This window comes from Streptomyces sp. NPDC087215, assembly GCF_044744885.1.
Lineage (GTDB): Bacteria > Actinomycetota > Actinomycetes > Streptomycetales > Streptomycetaceae > Streptomyces.
In genome coordinates this window covers 376,681-400,974 of the sequence record NZ_JBIUZD010000001.1, presented here as the reverse complement: position 1 = coordinate 400,974, position 24,294 = coordinate 376,681, and the positions used below count along the sequence as shown (strand labels likewise).

Sequence of the window (24,294 nt, the reverse complement as noted above, 5' to 3'; positions counted from 1 at the left end):
CAGGTCACGCCCCGCTGTCTGCGGCGGCGCGGCGAAGCACGACGACGGTGGTGTCGTCGCGGTAGCCGCTCTCGTCAGCGACGGCAGCGCCGACCAGCGCGTCGGCGAGAGATTGCGGGTCTTCGCCGTGCGTGATGCACAGGTCTCGCCAGACGGATGGTGCCACCTGGTCGGAGAGACCGTCGGAGCACAGGAAGACCAGCCGGACGCTCGGCGGGATCTCGGCTTGCCAGCACGTGGCCGCGGACGCCTGGGACAGGCCGAGCCGGGCCCAGGCATCGTGGTGCTCGACGACCTCTGCCGGGACATCCCCGTGAACGCGCAGGAACTCACCCATGGTCTGGTCGGTGCTCCAGCACCTCAATTCCTTGCCGTCCCAGCCGTAGGCCCGGCAGTCTCCCAGCCAGTGAAGGGCAGTGGGCAGCCCGGCCTCCACGCGCGCGTAGATCGCGGAGAGATGCGGCAGCGGGTCGTAGGCGTGAGCCATCTGCCCCGCGGTGATGAGCCCGGCCAGACCGCCCAGGGTCGTGCCGATGTGGGTGATGACGGCGGGCGCGATGCCCGCGTACCGAACCGTGTCCGGGTGGTGCCCGGCGCCGTCCACGACCGCCGCGCACACGCGGGTGGCGGTCCGCTGCACGTCGTACCCGTCCGCGCACGGCGGGCTGGTCCCGGGCCGCTGCGCCGTTCCGATCGTGACGAAGTCGCTCATTGGCTTGTCCTCTTTCTGCTTGTTCGCGTGAACCTTCTGAAGGGCGGTCACGGGTTGGGGCGTTTACTCGAGAGCGGGCTGCTTTTGTCCGGTGAGGGGCCGGTGTTCCTGGCGCGTGGCGCATCCGAGTTGAGCCGGTCCGTGACGGCATCCCGCAGGAAGCTCCGCTTGGAGTAGAAGGTGCGGTCGGCTCCCCAGCCTCCGGCGGCCAGCCGGGCATGGAGCCAGGTGCCGACACGGTCCATCTCCGTGAGCACTTCGGCTTCGTGGCGAGGAAGGATGCTTCGTGACCGTAGGTACTCAAGCTCGCACTGGGAGAGGACCGTCTCGGGCTCTTCGAGCAGGGAGCACCGGTCGAGGAAGATGCCGTAGACGTGCCCGGTGCGCATCGACTCGCACTGGATGTCGTAGCGGACACGCTGGAAGGGGGGCAGGGCCTTCGCCTGCAGGCCCAGTTCATCACGCAGATATGTCGCGAAGCCGTCGGGGGCGATGTCGATGCCGTGCACTAGTTCCTCGCGGCGGGCGAAGGTGTCTTCGGTGAACCACTTCCGCTTGAGTACGTGTCCTGCGGTGACAGTGGGGATGAAGGAGGCATAGCCGATCTCGGATTCCGGGCCTGTGACGTCGAAGAGGTGGTTCTCGGTGTGGTGGGCCTGGAACTCTTCCCGGTACTCCGGTCGGCAGCCGTCCAGTTCGCCGTTCCGTAGGGCTTTGAGCAGGTGCATGGCTAGGGGCCAGATGTCGGGCGCCGGGTCGAGGGTGTACTTGTACTCCAGCTCGATTCCGGCGAAGTGCTTCCGGAAGGAGCGCTGGTGGTTGTTCAGCGCGCGGCTGGAGGCGTCGTGCGCGGCCAGGGCAGGGTTGAGCCAGTTCAGGTCCTGGACCGGTCCGTGACCGACTGGTTCAGGGGTGGTACGCAGGAAGCATCCGTCATCGGGGTGGAACCTGACCTGGGCGTAGGCGTGATAGCCGCCGTCTGGGTGCTCGGCCAGGTAGCACAGCGGCACGAGGCCGAGCGCGGCCTTGTCCCCGACGAGGCCGCGCAGGGCGGGTCCGGCGATGGCGTCGGGAAACAGGCGGGAGCCTTCGATCCGGGTCGAGCCGAGCGGGGTGCCGGCGATGGTGAGTGCCTCGGCCGGGCAGGATCCGAGTGTCTTCCAGCGGACGACTACGGTGGTGCTCGGCTGGCTCACCTCCTGCGAGGCGACACGGACGAGGACGAGCGGCTCGTCGGACCGGCGCGGTGCGGTGCGGTTGATGAGGTGGATCCCGCCGAGCACCACCCAGGAGCCTGCCGTCGTCGTACTGGAGTGCATGGACGTACTGCCTTTCGTGGGGCCGGCACCGTGTTGCACGGGCCGCGACCCGGATGGCTGAGAGCAGCGCGGGTCGGTCTCCTGCGGACTGGTGTCGGCCTAGGGTGAGCTGGATGAACCTTGGTGATGCCGCGCAGGTGGTTGTGGACGAAGCTCTCGCAGAGGCGTGTTCGGCCGTTTCGGAGTTCGACGGTGCCCGGGAGTGGCTGGAGCGAGCCCGCCGGTATCCGATGGCGCCGCTGTCGGCGGAGGTCTGGGTGCTCGATCCCTCGTTCGAGTACGTGCTGCTGGTGAAGCACCGGGTGCGAGGGTGGGTACCGCCTGGTGGCGCTGCGGAACCCGGTGAGACGCCGCGTGCGGCAGCCGTACGTGAACTGCGGGAGGAGACTGGTTTGCTGGCCCCGCTTCTTGCCGAGCCTGCTGCGGTGACCGTTCGGTCCTATCGGTCCGACTGGTCGCCGACGCTGGGCCTGTCCTATGCGGCGATCGTCGGCCGCGGGGTCGAGGTCGGTGGCGAAGACGGGCAGCCAGCGCTCTGGCACCGCCTGGACGATGGGTGGCAGAGCGTGTTTCCCGAGGACCAGGGACGTATCCGGGCGCACGCCCAGCGTCTGGCTTCCGGGGGCCAGTGACGCTTCATCCGCTGCCGGCCTGCTCGGTAGCGGTCCGGCCTCATGGCGGGGAGGACGGCGGCGGCCGGGCAGGTCTGGTACTGGTGCGGCATGGCCGGTCAAGGTTTTGCGTCGGGGCGTTCGGCGACCACCACGAGCCAGCTGGTTACCGTCGGCGAGTCCGGGGTGGTCAGGGCGTAGGCCGCGTCCAGGATCTCCGCCTGCTGGGCATGGGTGAAGCCGCCGTCCGCGGGACGGGCGAAGAGGGGGATGGACAGCCACGCCTTCTTCTCCGCCATGGTGCCGTGCTGGGCGGTCACCTCCGTCTCAACGAGGGACAGCCCCGCGCTGGCCAGGTGCCTGGCGACCGTCTCCAGAGGCAGCTTCGGCAGGGTGCGGGTGATCTTGCGAGGAGGGGCGTGGCCGTGGTCGCGGAGGGCGATCTCACGGATGAGGGAACTCAGCGTCGGCGTGGTTCGCACGGCCAGCTCGTCCGGGTGACGGATCCCGGCGAAGCCGCCGCCGATGTTGAAGGCGAACCGGCCGCCTGGCCGCAGGACCCGCGCGACGGCGTTGAACACTGCGGGGACATCGGTCTTCCAGATGGCCGAGTTGCACACCACCGCGTCCGCGCCGGCGGAGGGGATGTGAGCGGCGAGCCGTTCGGCCGGTGCGGTGATCCAGGAGAGACGCGGATCGGACAGCGTACGGCGTCCGGCGCGCTGCATGGCCGCGGCACTGTCTACGGAGACGACCCGGGTCTGGGGAGGGAGCAGGTCGAGCAGGGCGCGGGCTGTCGCGCCCGCGCCTCCGCACAGGTCGACCACCCGCTCGGTACCAGCGACGCCGACCCTCCGGGCGAGGTCGCGGCTCGTGGCGTCGTACAGGGGATGAGCGAGAGAGAAGTCCGCGTAAGCCTGGGCGTTGGCGTCATCGTCCCAGCCGTTGAGAGCGTCCTGGGGGGTCATGGTGAAGTGGCCTCATTTCGCGGACGGGCCCCGGGCCGGAGCCCAGGGCGGCGGGAGTTCAGAAGAGGGTGCTCTGCACTGTGGTGACGGGGGAGGCGAAGCCAGGGCTGAGGGTGATGCGGTGTCCCTTGAGGACGCCGAGGTCGATCAGGTAGGGCAGGTCGTCCCGGCCGAGAGTGATCAGGGCCTGGGAACCGATGCAGGAGAGAACCGAGAATCCGTGCTCCCCCTGACGCGGGTCGTGCGGATACAGGGCTTTTGCGCCGCCCGTGGAGCGGAGCAGGTCCCCTTCGGCGGGTGGCGACCACGGCTCCGGATGGACCGGGATCCCCATGTCGGCCAAGGTCCGGGCGGCCTGGTCGAGATGATGCTCGTGAGCCGCCCGAACCTGAGCGAGGCCGCGAAGTTCCGCCAGAGCCCTGAGCTTGACCGTGCCCCGCACCGTCTGTGTCAGGCCCAGGCGGCGGGTGAGGGCGTCCTCGGCGAAGCGGACCGTCCGCCCGTCGGGGAACTCGGCGAGATACGTGGCCACCAGGGCACCCTGCTCGTCGAGGCGGGAACGGCCTCGGGGCACGGCGGCCGTACCGACCTTGGTGGTTCCGTCGCCGAAGGTCGCCAGGTACAGCCGGTGCGGCTGCGTCATGTAGGTGGCCAGCGACTCGGGGACGTGACCGCCCGAGTGGAACTGGTGCGCGAAGCGGAAGTCGTCCTGAGCGGTGCAGGAGACGCACTGGCCGCCTCGCTCCGTGGGGCTCCGGTCGGGGCAGGCGACAGCTTCGACACGGAAGTGCCCGGCGAACCGGTACCGGCCGGTGCACCACCGGCCGGTACCAGTCACCTGGTAGCTCAGACGCCCGCTCATGACCGCGGCGTAGCGGAGGGAGCCGCCGGGCACCGGGGCGAGCAGCAGACAGGGCCGCGTGGTCGCCCAGGTGATGCCGTGGCACACGTAGGTGCCGGCCGTGGGAAGGCTCTGGTCCATCGTCGTTCCTCGTGGGTCGGTTCGGGCATGTACGTCAGACGTGGAGGTTCAGCCTGTCGGCCAGTTCGGCGGCAGCGGCGCTGAAGACCTCGTTCCGGTCCAGCCCGCCGACACTGAGCCGCACACAGGCGCTGCCCGACGACTGCTTCCGCATCTGCTCCAGGACGGTGTCCTGGTAGCAGATGAAGTCCTCGTCGCCGCCGCCGCGGTGGCCGCTCTCCAGCGAGGTGAAGGTGACCTTGCGGGAGAGGGCCTCGCGGGCGCTGACGTCGAGGAAGAGCAGGAGGTCGGGCTCGGCCAGGTGGGAGAAGACCTGTTCGGCGAGACCGGCGGGGACGGTAGGGCTGACCGCGTACCGAGCGACGATCTTGTGGTGGGCGTTGTCGAGGACCACGTGCGTGCCGGAGGCCAGCGCCGGACGGATCACGTGCCGGTCCTGCAGGGAGTACCAGGCGGCCAGGGCCAGGAGCCAGTAGTGCTCACCGCACTCCCTGGCCACGCGGGCGTCGCGCCGGTACACCAGTTCGTTCAGGCGGCTGAGGTAGGCGGACAGCTCCGGATCCGCAGGGACGTCCGTGGTGTGCTTACTGACGAGGACCGTGCGGTGCCCGGCACCGGCGAGGGCCTGGTGCAGGCGCGCGGCGAGGGTGGACTTGCCGGCGCCGTCGCCGCCGACGAAGGTGATCAGCCTCCCGGGCGTGGGAGGCGGGGTGTTCGCTGTCACCGAGGTCCTTCCAGGACCGGGGCCGGGGCGGCGGGCGGGCGGGAGGCCAGACGGCCGGTGATGATGCTGCGGATCCGGTCAAGAAGAACAGCGCGCCGCCGCAGGACGTCACGGTGGCGCTCGTTGGACAGGTCGGCCGGATAGCGTCCGGTCAGGTTGTTGGAGATGACGTGGAGATAGCCGAACCTGATCCCGGCCTGACGCGCGGCTGCCCCCATGGGCCCGATCTCCGGGTCGACGAACGCGAACGGGGCGGTGTGCCGGGCGAGCCAGTCACGGTCCTCCAGAAGGACTGAGGGAGAGGAGACATGCAGGCCGCTCTGCACGCCCCCCTGGGCTTTGGCGTAGCCGCCGAAGAAGTCTTCCCAGTTGACGAGTTCGCCGTGGACCAGGCTGGTGTTGCCGGTCGCCAGCCAGGTGTTCGGCTGGATGCCGGGGGCCAGTGAGCCGACCTTGCCGACGTAGACGACGTCACCGGCCCCGAGGCGGGCCAGCCGTGTCACGACCCTGCCCGCCACGTCGCCCCAGATGCTGTGGCGGAACCCGAGGTAGAGCACACGCCGCCCGGCGATCTCGGCGCGCTGCCAGGCGTAGCCGGGCCCGCACGTCCACACTCCGTTGTCCGGAGCGAGGTGCTGCAGGCCCCAGCCGACGACGACGAGGTCGCCGTCGAGTTCGAGGTCGAGATCACCGAGGGACCGCTGGAGCTCGTCCTGCCCAGGCGGCTGGTAGGTGACGATGTCGGTGCGTCGGCCGGTCATCGCCAGGTACGTGGTGACGATCAGCGCGTAGTGGTGGATGTAGTCGGCGCCGGGAAACGCCTTCAGCGTCAGCTCCCGTCCCTGGACGGTCGCGGTGGGCCGATCGGTGTTGAAGAGCTTCCCGGTCTTCTCGTAGCGCGAGATCCCCTCGGTCCGGTCGTATCCGCCGACGACCCGGATGGAGTCCCAGCCCTGGTCCTGGATGAGGTGGTGGACCTTGATCTCCAGGTAGCGCAGCAGCCGGTCCTGCTTCATGGTGTGCCTGATGGGGTCGACCGGTGCTGCCCGCAGCAGCCCCGGGCCCACAGCCGCCAGCACAGAGGTCATCGGTTCTCCTCGAAGATGGCGACGCTGCTTCCAGCCGCGGCGCGGACGATCGTGATGTTCTGCCGGATCAGGTCGAACCGGTCCTCGGGGATCGGGCCGAGCGCCTCGATCCGTGGGGTGGACGGCTTCTCGTACGGTCCGTCGGGCAGCAGCTCGATGCCCATCGCACCGAGGATCACCGGGGCGGCGCCGTCCACGGAGGAGATCCAGGAGTGCTCGCGCTGCTCGATCAGCTCCAGGTGCCCGGTCCGTCCCAGACCGAGCAGCCGGTACACGATCCGGTCGTCGACCAGCCCACGGTCCTCCAGGAAAGCGGTCGCCAGCCAGCGCGTCCGGCACAGTCGCCCGGCGGGGTCTGGACGCCGCGACGCGGGAAGGGCGATCGACCCGGCCCACCCGCCAGTCACGAAGGCGTCGTAGACCCACCGCCACTCCTCGTCGTCCCCCGCGTGCAGGACGGCACAGAGGCGGAACGCGTCACCCGACAACTCCTTGATCTCCCGTGCGGCCCGCTCGCTGGCCGAGAGGGTCGCCGCCCCGTCGCCCATGACGTCCGGAAGGACGATCTCCTTCGCGGACACCGCGCGTGCCGCCTCGACCAGAAGCTCCACAGGAAGGGCGTAGCCGAGGTCGAACAGTCCGTTGTCCACGACGATCTCGGCGCCGCGTTCGGCTTCGCGGGCGAAGAAGGCCCGGTAGGCGTCGTCGGACAGGATGTGTTGGGCGCCGACGTGGTGGACACGCGCGGGCTCCTGCGCGACGAAGGCGTTCAGGTAGGCAGGCGGGGCGATGACGGAGAAGTCGATGCCCCGGTCGCGGACGCTCGTCACGGTGCCCCCTGCTGGGCGGCGAGGGCGAGGAACTGCTGGGCGAGAACCGGGTCGGCGGCCAGACGCCCGCCGCTGCGCATCGTGGTGGTACGGGCGGCTTCCATCCGCACGCCCCGCATGCTCATGCACAAGTGTGTGCCGCGTACGGCCACGGCGATGTCGTCGTGGCCGATCGCGTCGGCGAGGTGTTCGGCGACCTGGCGGGTGAAGCGCTCCTGTACCTGGAGCCGAGCGGCGTGGAGCTGGGCGATCCGCCCGAACTTGGAGAGGCCCACCACCGTGCCGTCGGGCACGTATCCGGCGGTGACCTGCAGGTTCATGGGCAAGAGGTGATGCTCGCAGAGAGACCACACGCTCATCCCGCCCACGACGACCAGTTGGTCACCCAGCTGGGACTCGGTGAAACAGGTTGTCGTGGCACTGGAGTCGGCAGACAGGAAAGTGCTCCACCAGGCCGCGACGCGTTCGGGGGTGCCGGTCAGTCCTTCGCGGCCCGGGTCCTCGCCCAGTTCGACGAGGAGCTGGGACACCAGCGCTTTGACCCGCCCGGTGTCGATGGAAGCTCCGTCGTGGACCTGCGGGAGGCTGGGTCCGTTCAGGCCGGTCCCGGGGCGGGACAGGGATGTCGTCATGTGCGATTCCTTCCAGGTCTGGGGATTCGGGGTGGACCGGACGGACGTCAACGGCCGCGCGCGTCCGCGAACGCGAGCACGTGCAGACGGGTGGTGAAGTGCCAGTGCCGGGCCGCGACCTCGTCAGCGAGCACCCGGGTCGTTGCCGTGACCGCTTCCGCGGTTGTGCCCTCGGGCATCACCCATACCGGCGTCAGCCGGTGCTCTTCGACGAGTTCGGCGATCCGGTCAAGGTCGGCCACCGTGGTCGCGACGAACTTGAACACCGCCCGTCGTGAATCCGCGAACGCCCTGAGCACGGAGGGCACCACGCTCCTGGCCTCGGCCATTCCGAAACTGGCGATCTTCGGTGACACGTTGAACCGGATTCCGTCCCGCACCAGTCCGGGCAGGGGTGAGAACGTCCCGTTCGTCTCGATCTCCACCCGCTTGCCCGCAAGGAGCAGTTGGCGGGTCAGCGGGACCAGATGCTCCTGCTGGAGCAGCGGTTCCCCGCCGGTTATCACCACCAGCTCCACCGGCGAGGACACCGCCCACGCCACCAGCTCCGACGCCGTCCGCTTCGTCGACTCCGTACGTGGATCGAACCGGGACCAGTCCCACGTGTACGGGGTGTCACACTTCGCGCACGTCAGGTTGCAGCGGGAGAGCCGGATGAACAGGGCCGGATGCCCGCAGCTGGGCCCTTCGCCCTGGAACGTGGGCACCTTCACCCCGAAGCGTTCCGCGATGATCAGCCTGTGTTCGCGCTCTCCGGCCGCGACTCCGTAGGCTGCTGTTCCGGAGTTCACTTGTCCCCCACGTCGAATCGGGCCCAGCTGCGGCCGGTCTCCCGGACCTGGACGGCGAGGAGGCGTCCGGGCAGGTGCGGCTGCAGGTTCTGGACGATCCATCCGGCCAGGTACTGGGCCAGGTGCTCTGAGGTCGGCTCGAAGGGGAGGACCTCGTGCAGGTTGCGGTGGTCCAGCTCGTTGTCGAGGAACTCCTTGAACGGGGCGAGCGCCCCGAAGTCCGTCACGAAGCCGGGCCCGGTCAGTGACGCGGCGGTGAGGATGACGTCGATCTGGTAGCTGTGGCCGTGCTGCCGGGAGCACTTGTGCCCGGCGGGCAGCCCGGCGAGCCGGTGACCGGCCTCGAAGCCGAACGTCTTGCCGATGGTGAAGGTGCCGGGGGGCACAGATACGGAACTGAGAGTCATGGCTGTCCCTGAAGTCGGCAGGAGGGCGGCGTCGGCCGCCCCCGGCGGTGTACGGACGTGGCGAGATGCGGTGGACGCGGTGCGCGGAGCGGAGGACCGAGCGCCGTGAGCAGGCCGGGGCGCGGGTGCAGAGACCCGGGTCGGCCGGAGCGCTCCAGGCGGCCTCCACGATGACAGTTGCTCTGACGTCACGTCATTGACGTTGTTCTGTAGGAACATTGACGGTGTCGGTCAATGTCGGGACGGTGCCCTACGAGGCAGGTCTGCTCGGGGGAACGGCGGAGGGGCGGACTGTGGGGGCGGTGACGCGGGCACGACGTACGGAGATCCAGCGCGAGGCGACCCGCCTTCGGGCCCGATGCCAGCGTGAGGGAAACGGCCACGAACAGACCGCCGGCGTCCTGCGGGCCGAGCTGCCCGAACTGACCGCGCTGGAGGCATGGCGTCTGGCTCTGGGGTGGTCGAGGGCGCAGGCGATCCGCGAAGTAGGCTCGGTCTACCAGGCCGACGGCCTGCTCCCGCCGAACCTCTCGCAGGCCCTGCTGTGCCGGTACGAGCACGGGCAGGCAGCGCCTGGCGAGGAATACCGGATCATGATCTCCCGGGCATACGGGGCGAGGCCGGACCAGCTCGGGCTGGAGACACGCTGCTTGTGGTGCAGTACGTGCGCAGCACCGCCTCAACTCCACTACGGTCGGCAGCACAAGGAACCGAGCACCGTACGAGAGGTGAAGATGACGACCGCGAGTGGGCTGCCCGCCATCCGTGAATCCGTGCAGTGGGCCGTCCTGGACGCCCCCGGGGGCTCCTCCGCGCTCGTCGACCTGGCCGAAGCAGCAGTGGAGCACTACGCACTCAACTACAGCAAGCACCCGCCCTCCGTCCTGCTCGACGAAGTCCGGGCGACCCGCAACCTCCTGTCCACGGTCGTTCCCGAAGCGGCCCCTGTCACAGCCCGCGGCCTGCGGCAACACGTCGGATGGCTCTCCGCGCTCCTGGGAAACCTCGCCTACCACCTCGACGACCGCTCCGGCGCCAGGGCCCACCTCACCCTGGCGGGAGCCATCGGCGAATCCACCCGCGAAGCCGCCCTCACCGCCTGGTCCAGCGGCGCCCTGGCCATGGTCGCCACAGCCCGCCACGACTGGCAGCACGCCCGGAACCACGCGGAGTACGGCCTCCAGCACGCCCCCGCCGGCCTTCGCCGCGCCCAGCTCCTGGGCTGGGCCCTCCTGCCCACCCTCGCCGCACTCGGCCACGCCGAACGGGCCGACGACGTCGTCAGCGAGAGCGACGAGATCATGAGGGCCGCCGTCGAGCTGCCGGGGCGGTTCGGATACGACGCCGCTGAGCACCGCCTGCACGTCGCCGAGGCCCACCTGACCCTGGAGCGCTACGACCGGGCCGCCGATGTCGCCCGAACCTCCATCACGGCGGCCCCCGAGCACACCCCGGGATGGGTGGCCGCAACCCTCGTCCTGGCCCTGGCCGAAGCCCGCGACGCCCCAGACCAGGCCGCCGGGCGGGCACTGGACATCCTCGACCTCATCCCGCCCTCGCGGCTTCGCGCCACCGCCCGCACCCGCCTCACCCGCCTCGAACACGCCCTCGGAACCAGCGCCACCGGACCGGGCGCCGACCTGACCGCCCGCCTGCGCGCCCTCCCGGCGCCGATCCGCTCCGACGGCACCGCCGCGTAACCACCAGCCCCCGTTCGCTGGTTGCTCCCGTCGCCCACGACGACGCGGACGTTCAGAGCGAAGTCGTCGTCGAACAGGTACCCGGACGGGGGGAGCTATGGCCTCAAGCAGGGCGGTGGCCATGCGATCACTCTTCTCACTCGATGGGATGGTGCGGGAAGACCTGGCCGGGCAGCGGGTTCTACGCGTCCGGCCAGGAGATCGAGATCCGGCTGTGGGCCTTGTCGACGACCCGGCCGGTGAGCTGGTCGTCGGGGGTGCCCGCCGGATGGACGGCGACGCGCGGGCCGGAGCCGCCGCGCTGCTTCTCGTCCCAGGAGCGGACGATGCCGGCCAGGTGCTCGGCGAAACCGGCGCCGTCGGGGCCGAAGGCGTGGAACCCGAACTCGGCGGTCTTCTTCTCCGTGTCGCGGCGCACCACGACGTAGCCGAAGTTCGGCCCGTCTACGGCGACCATGGAGAACGGAAGGCCGGTGGGCCCGATCTTGCCGGTGGCCGTTTCCGGGTTGATCGTCATGGTGCAGTACGTCGGCACGTGGGTCGCCAGGTACATCTGGAAGGTGCCGATGGGCTCCTGGCTGGCGACGCTGACGCCGGTCCAGACCTCGGCACGGGGAGTGTCCAGGACTCCGTCCAGCAGCGACGGGTCGGCGGGAGGCGCCTCGTCGAAGTACAGCGTGACGCCGGGGTCGCCGGGCAGCTGCATGGACTGCTGGGCGTGGGCACCGGCCCCCTGCATGGGCACGAACCCGCACGGGAAGGCGCTGGTGGCCACCAGGTGATCGCCCTCGCGGATGAATCCGTAGGTGCGGGTCAGGCCGTTGACGCGCAGCGGCACGACGAGGCGGCCGTTCTCGGCGAGGAGTTCGGTCCAGGCCGGAGGGATGTCCCAGGCGCCGACGGTCACCAGGATCACGTCGTAGGGAGCGTGATCGGGGGCACCGCTCTCGGCGTCGGCGACGAGCACCCGCACGTCGTGGTAGCCGGTCGCGGCCAGGAACGCGCGAGCGCGAGCGGCCGGGGCGGGGTCGATGTCGACGGTGGTGACCTGTCCGGCCGGACCGGTCAGTTCGGCGGCGTAGGCGGCGTTCGGACCGTTGGTGCCGATCTCCAGGACGCGGTCGCCTTCGCGGATGCCGCCCTGTTCGAGCTGCATCGCCTGGATCTGCGGGGCGGACACCGAGCTGACGTGGTTGCCGTGCTCGTCGGTCTGGGTGACCACGGCGTTGTACGTGCTGTAGGCGTCGTCGAGCGATGAATCGGGCACGGCCAGGTGGCGGGGCACCTTTCGCATCGCGGCCTCGATGCGGGGCGAGGTGATGGTTCCTTCGACCTTGAGTTCGTCGACGAACTTGTTCCTCAGCTCGGCTGCGCGGACTTCGTCGGGCTGGTCGGTCATGGGGGTTGTTCTCCTTGTGGTGCGTGTACGAGAACCCGTGATGATGTCGGGGTGCCGCGCTACGCGGCCCTCCGGTTTCGGCCGAGATTCAGCCGTTCTTCGGCGGGCAGTGGATCGCACGTACTGCCCGGAGCGGCTGCCGCTCGATCGAGGGGGCTGGTCCCGCTCGTCGTGAAGCGCCCCGGTGGCGGGTCACCTCACTTTCCCGTCGTGCTGCCGGGCAGGTGGCACCCGGGCGGGCGGGTGGGGGCGGAGGAGCGGGGGAAGTCACGGGGTGGTGGGGGTGCGTCCGGTGGTCAGGCCGTGGTGGATGTCGGTGAGGAAGGCCCTGGTGTCGTCCGGTGGCAGGGCCTGGTCGGCGTGGTGGTCGAGGATGAGGGCTCGGGCGCGGCCTCGGTTGCCGGTGGTGTAGTGGAAGTTGTCCTGGCGGTACAGGAGGTGGTGGCCGAGGTGGTGCTCGACGAGGTGGGTGGCCGGCAGGGCGGATGAGGTGGCGAGCCGCAGCACGCGGATGGTGACGTGCGGGCAGTGGGACAGCGCGAGGAGGTGCTCGATCTGGTCGGCCATCATCTGGTCGTCGCCGGTGGCCCGCAGAAGTACGGCTTCGTCCAGGGTGAGGTCCCAGGTCCGGGGGTCGTCCTGGAGAGTGGCCCGGGTCTCGGCGAGCGGGAGGTCGGTGCCGTTGGCCGTAAGAGTCGTGCCGAGGCCGAACCGGGTCGCGTACTTCGGGGTCTGGAAGGGGTCGGGGATGCAGTCGATCGCGAAGGCGCGGACGCGGTGGGCAGCGGTGACGGCGGCCCGCGCCCGGCCGAGGTTCCCGGGCAGCGAGTCGACCACGCAGTCCGCGGGCGTCCAGTGCTCGCCCAGGTAGGTCAGGAGTTCCACCAGGGAGATCGGAGCCTTCCACCGGCTGAGCTTCCCGGGCCCCGGGGGCGTCAGGCTCTCCAGGTAGCGGGCGGCGCCGGTCTCCCCGGCGAGCACGGCGAGAGGCGTGGTGTACCCGGACAGAGCGATCTGCTCGGGGGTGAGGTCTTGGTCCTCCCGGAACACGCGCAGCCGGGTGCCGATCAGGACGTGTCCGGCATCCGGCGCGGGCTCCGCCGCCAGCATCTCTTCCAGATGGGGGATCGGCCCGGAGGTCTTCGGCGCGGTGATCGCGGCGACGGCGTGGGACTGCGTCCGGTCGTACGTGAGCCCGCTGGCGAGGCGGACGGGGAGCCGGGGGGATCGGTCGTGCCCCCACTGCCCTGTCGGGGCGATGCCCGGGGCCAGTAGTGCCCACGGCTCCAGCAGGGCGGTCAGGGCCTCCCTGCTGCGGGGGTGGTAGCCGATGCCGGCGGCGGCCCACGTCTCGACGAGGGCGCGTGAGCGCGCGGGATCCTGTTCAGGGGTGGCGTGAGTGAGGGAGACGGCGCTGCCGGGCGGCAGCAGGTCGTGCAGGGACCGCAGAACTCCGTCGGCGTCGGCGTCGTCGAGCCAGGGCAGCACGTCGTGGAGCAGGACACCGACCGGCTGGGTGAGGTCGAGGAACTCGGCGACCTGGTCGAGCAGGCCGGGGATGTCCCGGACGTCGGCGTCGATCGCGCGTGTCGCCAGGTCCTCCGCGAGGCTCATGTTCGCGTGGGCGTGGACGGAGGGGTCGGCGTCGGCGTAGACGACGCGCCCGGCCGCGTGGACGGTGCGGAGCACATCGAAGGCGGGGGCCGGACGGTACCGGTGCCGTTTGGTGATCCGTGGCGGGTAGCCACAGCCGAGGTTGACGATCTGCGTGATGCCGAGGGAGGCGAGGACGAGCGTGGCACGCCCCGTGAAGTCCGAGTTGATCCTCATGCTGTCCAGCAGCCACGGCGCGGCCAGGCGGAGCCTGTCGCCGAGTTCGCGGTCCTCCGCCCGGTACCAGGCGTCGCCGAGGAGGAGGTAGTCGCAGACCCGGGGCGCTGAGGGGCCGTCGCCCGTCATGCCCTCCGGACCGGGCGCCACGGCGATCGGTGTCGGCTCGGTGTGATCGGACATCATGCTCCTTGTGATGGGACCTGGATCGGAAGAGGGGAGCCCGGCGCGGGGCCCTGGACCGTGAGCGGGGAGACTGCGGCACGGCCATGGGAGGGGGAGGGGCCCCGCGCCGGGGGCTGGACCTGTCCGGCGGACCGGCCCGAGGACATCCGGGCCGCCGGACAGGGGGCTAGGAGGGCGCCGGGACGACCGCGACGACGGTCGTACGGCGCAGTTCACGGACGGACTGGCGGGCGATGGTGAACGCGATGTCGGGGGAGTCGTAGAGGACGAGGGCGTCGTGGTCGGGTCTGCCCTGCTGGCCCGGCCGGGGGTGGAGCGTCCCCATGACGCCGACCGGCTCTGCCTCCCCGACCCGCAGCTCGACGTACCCCTCGCGCAGCCGGGGACAGAATCCCTTGGCATGGTCCGCGCACCCCTGGCACAGGGGAGGGATCACGGTGCGCACGCCCTCCCAGACGGTGTTCTCGGCGAAGTCGAGGAGAGGCAGGACCCAGAGCATCCCGCTGCTGTCGCGGGTCGGCTCCCCGACACATCCGGCACACAGCAGACCGTCCATCGCCTCCTGCTGCCGCTCCGGGTGGAGCTCACGGGCGTACGCGGGACCGCCGTCCGGTTCGCCCCCGCACACCGCCCACAGAATGTGGTCGTGGTCGCGGTAGGCGCTGTCGAGGGCGGGGCGGGCGTACTCGACGCCGAACCGGCTGATCTCGACCGTCGGAGACAGGACGGTCTCCCCCTTCCACGGCACGACGTACGGGGGGTTCGGTCCGGGCACTGCTCATCCTCACGAGGTCGGAAGTCAAAGGGGGGAGGGGAAGCAGCCCGTGCTCCCGGAGCCGGACGGCGGTGCCGGGGTGCTGTTCGGGGTACGGCTCCGCGCAGGTCTGCCGGCTCGTGGGCAGGTACTGGCCTTCGGTGGTGGTCATGCCGCGTCTGCGAGTTCGGCGGCGGGGCTGTCCGCGTACGGTTCGGAGCCGGTCGCCGGGTCGGATGCCAGGCGTTCGCGCAGGCGCTGGAGCGCGAGGGCGGCGGGCGGGAGGTTCACTGCGGCCCGGCGGGCGTCGAGTTCGGTGTCGGGGTCGGCCACCGGCTGCATGGTCGGTCCGTCGGGGCCGAGGCGGTACTGGGTGCCGTAGTACTGCGGGTGACCGGAGTTCAGGAGGGACCTGTCGTACAGGTGGGCCCACAGGGTCTGGGACGCGGTACCCCGCTCCACCGCCTGCTGCATCAGCCGGGAGGCGAGCCGTTGGAAGTCGGGGCGGGTGTCGGCGCGAAGGGCTATCCGCCAGGCGGCCGTTGCCCCGCCTTCCCCTACGAGGGGTACGTCCGGCCATCCGTAGTCCGCGATCCGGCGGCCGAGGAGTTCGGAGTTGGAGTGGTCGATGTGGCGGCTCGCTCCCACCTGCTGGTCGGCCGGATGTGTCCGGGACAGACGCGCCCAGTGCTCGTCGCTCCTCGTCGCCGAGGCGATCAGTTCGCGGGCGAGGTGGCGGTGCAGCGGAGCGGTGGTCGTGCGGTCCCTTCCACGAGGAGGGAGGTTTTCAGGGCGGTGCACGGATGGGCGTCCTTTCGGTACGGGTTTCGGGCGGATACTGCGCGGCCCCGGAGGCGACGGCGTCGTGCCGCAGCAGGGAACGAGAGGTAGGGGGTGGGGAGGTGGGGGGAGCCGGCCGCGGGCCCCCGTACGGAGTTGCGGCCAGGGCGCGGTCAGGCGCCGTCTCCTGGCGGGCCTCGGGCCCAGCGGGTTGTGCTGGTCCTCACGGCCTGGGGAGACCTCGGGTTCAGGGGGTCAGAGCAGGCCCTGCTGCCGGTGGACCTTGTGGCAGGCGTAGAGCAGGGTGCTCAGGAGCCGGGCGGTCCTGATGGCCCAGTCCACGGCCGAGTCCCGTGTGGAGAAGTACTCGGGGAGGTCCAGGCGGCGGTTGGCGTCGGCGATGGTGGCCCTCACGTCCTGCGCGAGGGTCGACGTCGGCGCCATGGCCGCGACCCTGCGGTTCAGCTCTGCGACGAGCGACTTCCCGCCTGCGGCGAGTTCCCTGGTGATTGCCGTGGCGTCGTCGGCCGACGGCGGCGCGCTGGTGCGGGACTCCCACCCCCTGACCGTTGCTATGCGGGCCCGCAGTTCGAGCGGCGTCAGTTCCTGCTCGGCGGGGAGCATCCACCCGGCTACGTCGGCGGCGGTGAGGAGCTGGAACTGGAAGGCCCGGGTCATCAGGTGGGCGGTGTTCCTGGCGTCGACGTCGATCAGGAGGCCGCGGCAGTCCGCGCGCACCTCCTCGATGGGCCTGCCCAGGGCGAGGGCCATCTGGGGCGAGGCCAGGCCCCGGGCGATCAGCGGGATCAGAACCTGGCGCTCGCCCGAGACGTACACCTCGTCGCGGCGCCGGAGCACGGGCGCGGTGATCGCTTCGATCGCGTAGGCCACCGCGAGGGCCGACGGGACGTCGGGCGCCCAGCGCCCCAGTCGGGCTCGCGCGCTCTTGACGTAGCCGGAGGCCGTCCCGGAGGCGATCGACAGGGTGAACGCGACCTGGTCGATCCCCGTGCCGTCCGCCAGCCCTTCGAGGACCTGCCGTTCCTTCGGGGCCAGTATGACGGGCTGGAGGGAGGTGACGGTCGTGCTCACGGGGCGTTCCTTCGGTCGGGGAGTGGATGGGGACGTCCGGCGCCGGGGCACTTCGGTGCTTCCGGTGGGGCGGAGGCGCCGTGTTCTCCCGGCGCCGGACGCGTTGTCGGACCGGGGGGATCGGTCCGACGATCGGGGGTGCCTCATTCCTCCTGGTGCACCAGGTCGGCGAGGTCGAGCAGGACGCTCGCGAAGCGCCGCAGGTAGCCGAGGACGTCGTCGCCTTCCGGCTTGGCCCGGCACAGGGCGAGCGCCCGCTGGATGGTGTCCTCCGGGGCGGGGGAGATCCGTTCCCGGACGCGGTCGACGATGGGGTAGGTGGCCCGCCGGAGCTGACGGAGGGAGCGCCAGACGTCCTCGGAGGACGGCAGGGCCTTGCGCCGGGCGGGGGACGGCGCGGCGGGGTGACGGCGAGCGGAAGCCGACCGGCGCTCCCGCGTCGAGGAGAACCTGCCCGGCAGCTCCACCCTTGTCGGGGTGAGGGTGTCGTCGAGGATCTCGTGCAGGACGGCGAGGACGCTCTCGTCGACCGGGTTCGGCGCCACGAAGAGTTCGAGGTGGTCCTTCAGCCGTGCCACGGTGGCGGCGTCGGTGCGGGTCATCATCGGGTGTCTCCCGCACGGCCCGCGAGGATGGCCCAGGTCATACGGCCGGTCGTGCCCCACTCCTTGGCGAGGGCGTCCACCAGGAACAGGCCCCGGCCGCCCACGTCGTTGTCGCCCGCGTTCTTGAGCTGCGGGGGCACGGTGCTCTCGTCGGTGACCCCGATCCACAGGGTGCTGCGCTTGTACAGGACCCGCAGCCGGACGGTGCCCTTGCCGTGGACGATCGCGTTGGTCACGAGTTCGGAGACGATCAGGACCACAGCGTCGGTCTCTACCGGGATGTTCCACCGCGTCAGCCAGGCGGCGGTGGAGCGGCGGGTCTCCGCGACTCGTTCCCGCTCGGGCGGCATGACGGCCTCGAAACCGATCCCTCCGAGGTCGGGGGGAGGCAGGACGGTGGTCACCGGGGCCCTCCCGTCTCGGGGGCCGCCATGGCGAGGAAGCCGCCGACGTGCTCGACGAGCCCGAGTTCGCCCTCGTACTCGTCCAGATGGTGACTGACCGCGTCGTAGGCGGGCACGACGATCCCGTCGAGGTCCCCGGACCTGACCAGCCGCAGGGCCAGACGCCAGCCGGGCCGCCGCCTCGGCGGCACATCGACGCAGTCGACGATGCTGTCCCACCCCGTACGCCACTGCTGCGCGTCCGCGTACGACCGTGTCGCGGCGAAGCCCTCGGAGGTGACCGGCGCGGTCGTCGCGTGGGTGTAGAGGACGATCCGGGGCGTCCGCTGCCGGGAGTCGAGGGCCCCGAGGCGGTGCGCGAGCAGGTCACGCCGGACAGCGGCCAGCCGGGCGAGGGGATCCGGCAGCGTGAACTCGCACACCGGGTAGAGGCGGAACTGCCGCTCGGCCTCCATCCATCCCGGGGTCCGGCGGCCCCGGCCCGGCAGACGCCGCACCGGCAGCGCGCGGGCGGGCGGGTGCAATGGGGTCTGGGTGAGGAAGGCGGACCGGTCCAAGGCCTCCGTCACCAGCGTGGCGAGCGAGAGCGGCATCAGGACCTCCTCCTCGGGATGCCCTCGCCGTTACGACCGGCGAACACCAGGAGCGCCGCTGTCACGGGGTCGTGGGGGTGCTGATCGTGCCTGAGGGGCACGGTCGCGGGGATCTCCGTGGCCTGCTCCGCAGGGGACGGGGGCCACGGTGTGGTGCGGGTGGTGCTCTGGCTCGTCGTCACGATGGGCCTCGGCTCGTTGAAGGAGGGGAAATGGGATCTCCTGCGACGGCTGCGTGGCCTGCTTCGGCTGCACTGGAGGCAGCCGCGAGCTGTTCAGGAGGGGTCAGGCGGATGCGCCAGCGGCGCGTATCCTCTGGCTCAACTACCGTTGCGCATGTGAGAGTTAAAGTGCAAGCGCACTTGCGCAGTAACGAATAATGGCAAATGCCGGAGCGCTAGCAGGGGCCATTTTCAGGGGGGACAGGGGGTGGCACACTCAGGGGCAGAGGACACGTCGGCGGCGAACAGAGACCTTGATGAGCACCAACAGGAAGCAGGAGAGGACCCCACAGGGTGGCAGCGCGACGAGGAGCGACATTCAGGCGACGTGAACTCGGAAGGGAGCTTCGCCGACTACGGGAAGCGAAAGGGCTGACGCAGGAGGAGGTGTCCCAGAGGCTCGGGTTCTCCGCCACCAAGCTGGCGCGGGCCGAACTGGGTGAGATCGATCTCCCTCGCACGACCGACCTAGAAGACCTGATGACGCTCTACGACGTGATCGACAAGGGTGACCGGGAGACGCTGCTCCAGCTCCACCGTGAGTCCCTGAGCAAGGATCCCTGGACGCCGTACAAGGGCGTCATGCCCTCAAAGATGCCCACCTACCGGGGCCTGGAAGAGGCGGCGAGCGCGATGCGCGCCTTCCAGCCGGACGTCGTGTTCGGCATCCTCCAGACGGAGGCGTACACCCGCGCGCTGTTCCAACTGGCCAAGCCCGTCGATGAGACCACCAGCGAGTTCATCGAGACGAACACGAAGCTGAGGCTTGAACGCAAGGAGCTGATCACCCGGACGGACAGCCCCTTGGAGCTTCGAGTCGTGATGGACGAAGCAGCCCTGTCACGGATGGTCGGAGCACCCGAGATAATGCGGGCCCAGTACGACGAGGTCATCGAACTCAGCAAGCTGGAGAATGTGACCGTTCAGATCCTGCCGACCAGCACGGTCACGTACCGAGCCAGGTCCAACTTCATCATCCTCGACTTCCCTGACGACGTGGATCCGGTAGTTCAGATCGACCTTCCGAACACCATCTCCGTCACGGACGAACCCCGGGCGGTCGCCAACTCCGTACGAGGCTTCGACGTCATGCGTGAGAGCGCGCTGGCGCCGGTGGCGACGCCCGAATTCCTGTACCAACTCACGCAAGGATGGATAAGCCATCGCTACTAACCTGCGGGCCTCCGAGGTTGCCCCCACGACCGCTTGGTCCAAGTCTTCGTACAGCGACAGCAACGGCGGCGCCTGCATCAAGGTCGCCAACCTTGTCCAGACGGTGGGCGTGACCGATTCCAAGTTCGCCGACGGGCCGGCTTTCGTCAGTTCTCCCAGCGCCTGGTCCACCTTCGTCAGTAGCGTTGCGGCAGGCGCCTTCGTCGCGTAGCGCCATCCTGCGAACGGCACAGCTTCTCCCGAGGCAGATGCTTGAGGGTGCGGTCTCGACGTCGGACAAGCCCCGAGAGGTCGCTCGATTCACACGCCGCTTCGAGGCGATGGTCGGCCTGTCGAAGGACTTCGACCGCACCACCGAGTTCCTGAACGAACTAGCAAAAGGATGAACGGCCATCAACTCCAACCTTCCGGCCATCACGCCGAACCCTGAGAGCAACGACTTCGCCTGGTACAAGTCCTCCTACAGCGACGGGACGGGCAACAACTGCGTCGAGGTCGCCGACACCGTGGACACCCACGCGGTCGTCCACATCCGCGACTCGAAGATCCCGAGCGGCGCCCGCCTGCGGTTCACCCCCGGAGCCTTCAGCACCTTCGTGGACTCCGTCGGCGACAGCACACCCGCCCAGATCTGACCCGTGACACCGGAGGCGGCCCGCCTTCCCGATCCACATCGGGGGGAAGGTAGGCCGCCCTTCGTGCTACTCCTCGCTGTTCTTCCAGAAGGAGACCGTGGAGGGGTGGCATGCCGGACTGGCACACCGGGGAGTTTCCCGGACTGCGAGACCGGCTGTCGACAAAGGCGCCGCCGCCGCGCACCGCCGGGAAGCGGAAGCCTCTCGCGCTGGGGGCTGTCCCACCGCCGCCTGACCTTCGGGAGGCTGTGGCGCGCCTCCCGGGTGCCGGCCGGGTGTGGACGGTGCTGATGCCGTACGGAGAGCTGCTGACCAGCAACCAGCGCCTCCACTTCATGGCGGAGCACCGGATGAAGCGGCGCCTGCGGCAGGACGCCGCGGCGGCCATCCGAGCCTGTGGGCTGCCCGCGCTGGAGCGGGCCGCCGTGTACTACGTCCTGCACCCTCGTCCGGTCAGACGGAAGCGGGACCCGGGCAACTGGGCGCCGAGCGCGAAGGCGTACGTCGATGGCCTGGTGGACGCCGGACTCCTCCCCGACGACAACTCCGACCACCTCGCCGGTCCGTACCCCGAACTCGGGCCTCCCGTTCCGAGCGGCGGCGCCCGCATGTCCCTCGTCATCGTCGAACTCGAACCACCACAGCTTTGACATGCGTTTTCCGGGCAGGTGTAACAGAATCCGGCGGGCGGCGTACTACAGGGCAGAACTCCACACCGGAGCCCGCCCCCGTGCCCCGCACGAGGAGATGCCCCTCTTATGTCGGCTCTTGCTACCGCCATGCCCGCCGCGCCGATGACGCTGGCCGCCTTCGACGCCCTGACCGCGAGCACGCACGGCCCCGGCGCACACGTGATCGAACTCCACCCCCAGCTCGCCAGCCGACTGCTGCGCCGCAACACCCACAACCGGGCGCTGCGCTCCACCGCCGTCGACGACTACGCCCGCGACATCGAGGCCGGGACCTGGCCCCTGAACGGCGAGGCGATCAAGTTCGACACCCACGGCAACGTCCTGGACGGCCAGCACCGCCTCCACGCGGTTGTGAAGGCGAAGAAGCCCGTCCAGACCTTCATCATCACCGGCCTGCCCGCCGAGACGCAGACCACGATGGACTCCGGCCGCCGCCGCACCACGGCCGACGCACTGTCCCTGGCCGCCGAGACCAACGCCACCACCGTCGCCGCCATCCTGGGCCGCCTGTGGGCCTGGGAGCAGGGCGACCGGAAGTTCACCCGCCGCACCCGCCCCACCACCGCCGAGTCCCAGAACCTCCTGGCGGCGCACCCCCAGATCCGCCGCTCCGCAGAAGTCGCCCAGCGCACCCACACCGCCTTCCCCCACATCCCGCCGTCGGCCCTCGGCACCGCCCACCACCTCCTGACCGCGATCGACCCGGCCGCCACCGCCTGGTTCTTCCAGCGCCTCGGCGACGGCGCCGAACTGCCCACCGGCCACCCCATCCTCGCGCTGCGCACCCGCGTCACCTCCGAACGCGCGAAGGAAGGCCGCATCGACTGGGCCCGCCACCTCGCCTACCTGATCGTCACGTGGAACGCCTACCGCGACGGCCGCAACCTCTCCCGCCTCGTCCTGCGCCCCGGCAACCCGGTCCCCACCCCCAAGTAGCCCGACCCACCAAGGAGATGCCCCTCCCGTGACCGCCATCCTCGCGAGCCTCCCGCCCGCGTCCCTCGCCGCCGTCTCCGCGTACGCGCGGGGCGGCGAGCAGGTCACCCCCGACGTCCTGGACCTGCACCTGTCCGACGTCGCCGAGAACGCGGCGTGCTCCCTGCTCCGCCACCGGTTCCGGGCCGGATTCCCGCACGTCGCCTACCACGAGCTGCTGTCCGCGGTAGCCGCGCTCCGCAGCGTCCTGGGCTTCTCGCCGTCGCCCACCGCCCGCGAGGTCATGGAGTGGCAGGACCGGCAGCGGACCCTTCACACGGCCGCGCTCCGGGCTCCGAAGAGGCCGTACGCCGTCCGCTTCGTCAACGGCCCCTACCGTGGTGTCGAGATGGCTCTCGACGGCCCGACCGCCGCCTACCCCGATCCCACCGACCCGCTCGGGCACCTGGCCACCAGCCGGTGGATCGAAGGCCCGCCCGCCTCCGTCGTCTTCCCGATCGCGTGGGGCGACACCACGAACCCCGGGCACGGCACCGTCCGCTACCACCGGGAGGAACCCGCCCGCGACGGCATATGGCTCTTCCGGCTCCGCACCGACGACCCGCCGCCGCCCGCCGGAGCCCGCCCGCACATCACCGTCCCCGCCCAGCGGATGGACCGATGACGAACACCGTCGCCGATACCACCCAGGTCTGCATCCGGCTCCAGGCCCCGGCCCGCCACGCCGTCGTCATGCCAGCCGCCCGGCTCACCCCGTGAACACGCTCACCAACCCGGCCCCGGCACACGCCGGGGCCGGACGGCACATCGTCAGGGCCGCCGGACGCCGTGAACTCCACGTCGCCGCCACCACGGTGAAACCTGCGGGCGCCATGTTCACCGTGCCGCTGGAGTGCCACCCCGACCGCGACACCGCCCCCGGCGTCCGGCCCTGGCACGGCCCCCTCGACGAGAAGCACATGTGCCCCGCCTGCGCCCGCGCTCTCCGCAACGGACCCGACACCCCCCGCGCGCCACCGCGCACGGAGAGGGCACCGTCCGCCGAACCTTGCCGCACCACAGCCCCCGGCCCGGCTCCGCGCGGCACCCTGGAACTCCCCGCCGACCACGACGGACGCCCGATCCTCTGGTCTACCTGGATCGAGGCACCGGCCAGGACGGGACTCTCCGCCCCGTGTCCCTCATGCCAGGGCCCCGGCCCCGGCCTCATGGCCGGGGGTCGCCAGGGCAACCCCCTCACCCCTGATAGCCTCCGCCGGTTCCTCGCCCACCGCTGCCTCCACTGCCACGAGACAAGCGTGTACGAACAGACCAGCCCCACCGACCTCGAACCACTCGCCCACACCAAGCACCAGAAGGGAAAGCCCGCATGAACACCACGGCCGAGCCGTCGGCACCCCTGCTGGGCACGATCGCCCTGATCGCGTGCGGGCAACGCGAGGGCAAGACCCGCTCATGCCGTTCCTGCGCACGCAAGGCCCGAACCCTCCTCGACATCGCCACGACGGGGTCACCCGGCACGCTCGCCGCAGCCATCTGCGGTCCCACCAGCTCCGGGTGCCGGGAGTGCCAGGAGAAGGCGGTCGCGATCATCGCGGAGGCCGGGACCTGCGCCTAGGGTGAGCAGCTTCCGGGGCGGGTGCTCAATGTGAGCGCCCGCCCTCAGGGCACTTTGAGCATCCGACGGTTTCGAGATCCGCGCAGACCACACACGCCTGCCCGCCGTCACTCGTCGGCACGAGCCCCGTCATGCCGGAACCGCACCGCGCCCGTGCCGAGTCACAGCAGGACGTGTGAGCGATCGAGACATGGGCAACGGTGGCGGCAGGGAGCTGCCCCAGCACGCGCGCAACGACGGTGCGACTGGCATGTTCGAGAGCTGCGAGGAACGGGTCCGGAGACATGCCAGGGAGCGTACGGCAAGATCACAGAGCGCGCAGGAAGTGTTCCGGGAGATCGAAGTCCGTGATCCTGCCGGGGTCGAACGGCGGCTCCTTGGAGTAGGCGTTGGCGGACTCGTCGACCAGCCCTCGACCGTCCTTGCTGTTCCAGGGCGGCTCCATGTCGCCCTCCGGATAGCCGGGTTCCACACTCGTAGTCACCGTACCGTCCTCGTCGTAGACCAACTCGACGTGCATCGCAGCCTCCTTGTCCCTGGGCTGAACCGCCCTGACCAGCCCATGGACCATGAGCTGGACTGAGCGTCACCGTAGCGGAGCCAACGGGGACG

Annotated in this window: 29 protein-coding genes; 10 read left to right on the top strand and 19 right to left on the bottom strand. The window is 70.4% G+C overall.

Translation table 11 applies throughout. The features are described from left to right. Positions 1-4: 4 nt before the first annotated feature. Both ACIO92_RS01580 and ACIO92_RS01575 read right to left on the bottom strand, forming a co-directional pair. A complete protein-coding gene (locus ACIO92_RS01580) occupies positions 5-763 on the bottom strand; it encodes a PP2C family protein-serine/threonine phosphatase (protein WP_402280473.1) in 759 nt (252 codons plus the stop codon). After that, positions 760-2,031, bottom strand: a complete 1,272-nt coding sequence (locus tag ACIO92_RS01575) for a hypothetical protein (RefSeq protein WP_366444407.1) — start codon at positions 2,029-2,031, stop codon at positions 760-762. The genes ACIO92_RS01580 and ACIO92_RS01575 overlap by 4 nt, the downstream gene beginning before the upstream one ends. Positions 2,032-2,144: 113 nt before the next feature. On the opposite strand from ACIO92_RS01575, the gene ACIO92_RS01570 reads away from it, so the two are divergent. Further along, on the top strand, positions 2,145-2,663 hold the full coding sequence (locus ACIO92_RS01570; RefSeq protein ID WP_366444408.1) for an NUDIX domain-containing protein: 519 nt from the start codon (positions 2,145-2,147) through the stop codon (positions 2,661-2,663). A gap of 98 nt (positions 2,664-2,761) precedes the next feature. Here ACIO92_RS01570 and ACIO92_RS01565 read toward each other — a convergent pair whose 3' ends face one another. Genes ACIO92_RS01565 through ACIO92_RS01530 form a run of 8 tightly spaced genes read right to left on the bottom strand, consistent with a single transcriptional unit; the run spans position 2,762 to position 9,043 of the window. Continuing rightward, complete coding sequence (locus ACIO92_RS01565; protein WP_366444409.1) at positions 2,762-3,610, bottom strand: class I SAM-dependent methyltransferase; 849 nt, start codon at positions 3,608-3,610, stop codon at positions 2,762-2,764. 58 nt (positions 3,611-3,668) lie between these two features. Then, entirely contained in the window at positions 3,669-4,592 is a 924-nt protein-coding gene (locus tag ACIO92_RS01560; RefSeq protein WP_366444410.1) for a DUF2797 domain-containing protein, read from the bottom strand. Between the two features lie 34 nt (positions 4,593-4,626). After that, positions 4,627-5,316, bottom strand: coding sequence for a dTMP kinase (locus ACIO92_RS01555; protein ID WP_402280476.1), 690 nt, complete (start codon positions 5,314-5,316; stop codon positions 4,627-4,629). Next, positions 5,313-6,404, bottom strand: a complete 1,092-nt coding sequence (locus tag ACIO92_RS01550) for a hypothetical protein (protein ID WP_366444413.1) — start codon at positions 6,402-6,404, stop codon at positions 5,313-5,315. Before ACIO92_RS01550 ends, ACIO92_RS01555 begins: the two co-directional genes overlap by 4 nt. Then, positions 6,401-7,234, bottom strand: coding sequence for a hypothetical protein (locus ACIO92_RS01545; protein ID WP_366444414.1), 834 nt, complete (start codon positions 7,232-7,234; stop codon positions 6,401-6,403). The genes ACIO92_RS01550 and ACIO92_RS01545 overlap by 4 nt, the downstream gene beginning before the upstream one ends. Further along, positions 7,231-7,866 carry a GTP cyclohydrolase I FolE gene (folE, locus tag ACIO92_RS01540; protein ID WP_366444415.1) on the bottom strand — a complete coding sequence of 212 codons (636 nt, stop codon included), beginning with the start codon at positions 7,864-7,866 and terminating at the stop codon, positions 7,231-7,233. Before folE ends, ACIO92_RS01545 begins: the two co-directional genes overlap by 4 nt. Before the next feature lie 47 nt (positions 7,867-7,913). Beyond that, positions 7,914-8,657, bottom strand: coding sequence for a 7-carboxy-7-deazaguanine synthase QueE (locus tag ACIO92_RS01535; protein ID WP_366444416.1), 744 nt, complete (start codon positions 8,655-8,657; stop codon positions 7,914-7,916). Continuing rightward, a complete protein-coding gene (locus tag ACIO92_RS01530) occupies positions 8,654-9,043 on the bottom strand; it encodes a 6-pyruvoyl trahydropterin synthase family protein (protein ID WP_402280479.1) in 390 nt (129 codons plus the stop codon). Before ACIO92_RS01530 ends, ACIO92_RS01535 begins: the two co-directional genes overlap by 4 nt. 755 nt (positions 9,044-9,798) lie before the next feature. On the opposite strand from ACIO92_RS01530, the gene ACIO92_RS01525 reads away from it, so the two are divergent. Further along, entirely contained in the window at positions 9,799-10,764 is a 966-nt protein-coding gene (locus ACIO92_RS01525) for a Twin-arginine translocation pathway signal (RefSeq protein WP_402280481.1), read from the top strand. A gap of 181 nt (positions 10,765-10,945) precedes the next feature. On the opposite strand, the gene fxlM is transcribed toward ACIO92_RS01525, so the two are convergent. From fxlM to ACIO92_RS01485, 8 genes are all read right to left on the bottom strand, one after another. Further along, positions 10,946-12,163 carry a methyltransferase, FxLD system gene (gene fxlM, locus ACIO92_RS01520; protein ID WP_402280483.1) on the bottom strand — a complete coding sequence of 406 codons (1,218 nt, stop codon included), beginning with the start codon at positions 12,161-12,163 and terminating at the stop codon, positions 10,946-10,948. 267 nt (positions 12,164-12,430) lie between these two features. Then, entirely contained in the window at positions 12,431-14,176 is a 1,746-nt protein-coding gene (locus tag ACIO92_RS01515) for a Scr1 family TA system antitoxin-like transcriptional regulator (protein WP_366444422.1), read from the bottom strand. A gap of 169 nt (positions 14,177-14,345) precedes the next feature. Then, positions 14,346-14,954 (bottom strand): hypothetical protein, encoded by a 609-nt coding sequence (locus tag ACIO92_RS01510; RefSeq protein WP_366444424.1) that lies wholly within the window; start codon positions 14,952-14,954, stop codon positions 14,346-14,348. Positions 14,955-15,101: 147 nt separating this feature from the next. Next, positions 15,102-15,734 (bottom strand): DUF6624 domain-containing protein, encoded by a 633-nt coding sequence (locus tag ACIO92_RS01505; protein ID WP_366444425.1) that lies wholly within the window; start codon positions 15,732-15,734, stop codon positions 15,102-15,104. 234 nt (positions 15,735-15,968) lie between these two features. Continuing rightward, positions 15,969-16,805: a DUF6415 family natural product biosynthesis protein gene (locus ACIO92_RS01500; RefSeq protein ID WP_401236243.1), complete on the bottom strand. Its 837-nt coding sequence runs from the start codon at positions 16,803-16,805 to the stop codon at positions 15,969-15,971. A 143-nt stretch (positions 16,806-16,948) separates the two neighbouring features. Further along, positions 16,949-17,410 (bottom strand): hypothetical protein, encoded by a 462-nt coding sequence (locus tag ACIO92_RS01495; protein ID WP_401236241.1) that lies wholly within the window; start codon positions 17,408-17,410, stop codon positions 16,949-16,951. After that, entirely contained in the window at positions 17,407-17,814 is a 408-nt protein-coding gene (locus tag ACIO92_RS01490) for an ATP-binding protein (protein ID WP_401236239.1), read from the bottom strand. The genes ACIO92_RS01495 and ACIO92_RS01490 overlap by 4 nt, the downstream gene beginning before the upstream one ends. Further along, a complete protein-coding gene (locus tag ACIO92_RS01485) occupies positions 17,811-18,407 on the bottom strand; it encodes a hypothetical protein (RefSeq protein WP_366446474.1) in 597 nt (198 codons plus the stop codon). Before ACIO92_RS01485 ends, ACIO92_RS01490 begins: the two co-directional genes overlap by 4 nt. Before the next feature lie 515 nt (positions 18,408-18,922). Here ACIO92_RS01485 and ACIO92_RS01480 point away from each other — a divergent pair. The 8 genes from ACIO92_RS01480 (at position 18,923) to ACIO92_RS01445 (ending at position 23,682) form a co-directional block, all read left to right on the top strand. Beyond that, on the top strand, positions 18,923-19,801 hold the full coding sequence (locus tag ACIO92_RS01480; protein WP_366446473.1) for a helix-turn-helix transcriptional regulator: 879 nt from the start codon (positions 18,923-18,925) through the stop codon (positions 19,799-19,801). Then, complete coding sequence (locus ACIO92_RS01475; RefSeq protein WP_366446478.1) at positions 19,791-20,012, top strand: DUF397 domain-containing protein; 222 nt, start codon at positions 19,791-19,793, stop codon at positions 20,010-20,012. Before ACIO92_RS01480 ends, ACIO92_RS01475 begins: the two co-directional genes overlap by 11 nt. Before the next feature lie 37 nt (positions 20,013-20,049). Then, positions 20,050-20,187, top strand: coding sequence for a hypothetical protein (locus tag ACIO92_RS01470; RefSeq protein ID WP_366446472.1), 138 nt, complete (start codon positions 20,050-20,052; stop codon positions 20,185-20,187). A gap of 6 nt (positions 20,188-20,193) precedes the next feature. Then, positions 20,194-20,436: a DUF397 domain-containing protein gene (locus ACIO92_RS01465; RefSeq protein WP_366446476.1), complete on the top strand. Its 243-nt coding sequence runs from the start codon at positions 20,194-20,196 to the stop codon at positions 20,434-20,436. Between the two features lie 290 nt (positions 20,437-20,726). Further along, a complete protein-coding gene (locus tag ACIO92_RS01460) occupies positions 20,727-21,086 on the top strand; it encodes a hypothetical protein (RefSeq protein ID WP_366446471.1) in 360 nt (119 codons plus the stop codon). A gap of 108 nt (positions 21,087-21,194) precedes the next feature. Continuing rightward, the gene (locus ACIO92_RS01455; protein ID WP_402280488.1) at positions 21,195-22,064 is read left to right on the top strand and encodes a hypothetical protein; all 870 of its coding nucleotides are present in this window, start codon (positions 21,195-21,197) and stop codon (positions 22,062-22,064) included. Positions 22,065-22,092: 28 nt separating this feature from the next. Then, positions 22,093-22,728, top strand: a complete 636-nt coding sequence (locus ACIO92_RS01450) for a hypothetical protein (RefSeq protein ID WP_401236234.1) — start codon at positions 22,093-22,095, stop codon at positions 22,726-22,728. A 705-nt stretch (positions 22,729-23,433) separates the two neighbouring features. Continuing rightward, complete coding sequence (locus tag ACIO92_RS01445) at positions 23,434-23,682, top strand: hypothetical protein (RefSeq protein ID WP_366440684.1); 249 nt, start codon at positions 23,434-23,436, stop codon at positions 23,680-23,682. Positions 23,683-23,989: 307 nt separating this feature from the next. Here the strand turns inward: ACIO92_RS01445 and ACIO92_RS01440 are convergent, their stop codons facing one another. Continuing rightward, entirely contained in the window at positions 23,990-24,202 is a 213-nt protein-coding gene (locus tag ACIO92_RS01440; RefSeq protein WP_366440685.1) for a hypothetical protein, read from the bottom strand. Positions 24,203-24,294: the final 92 nt, after the last annotated feature.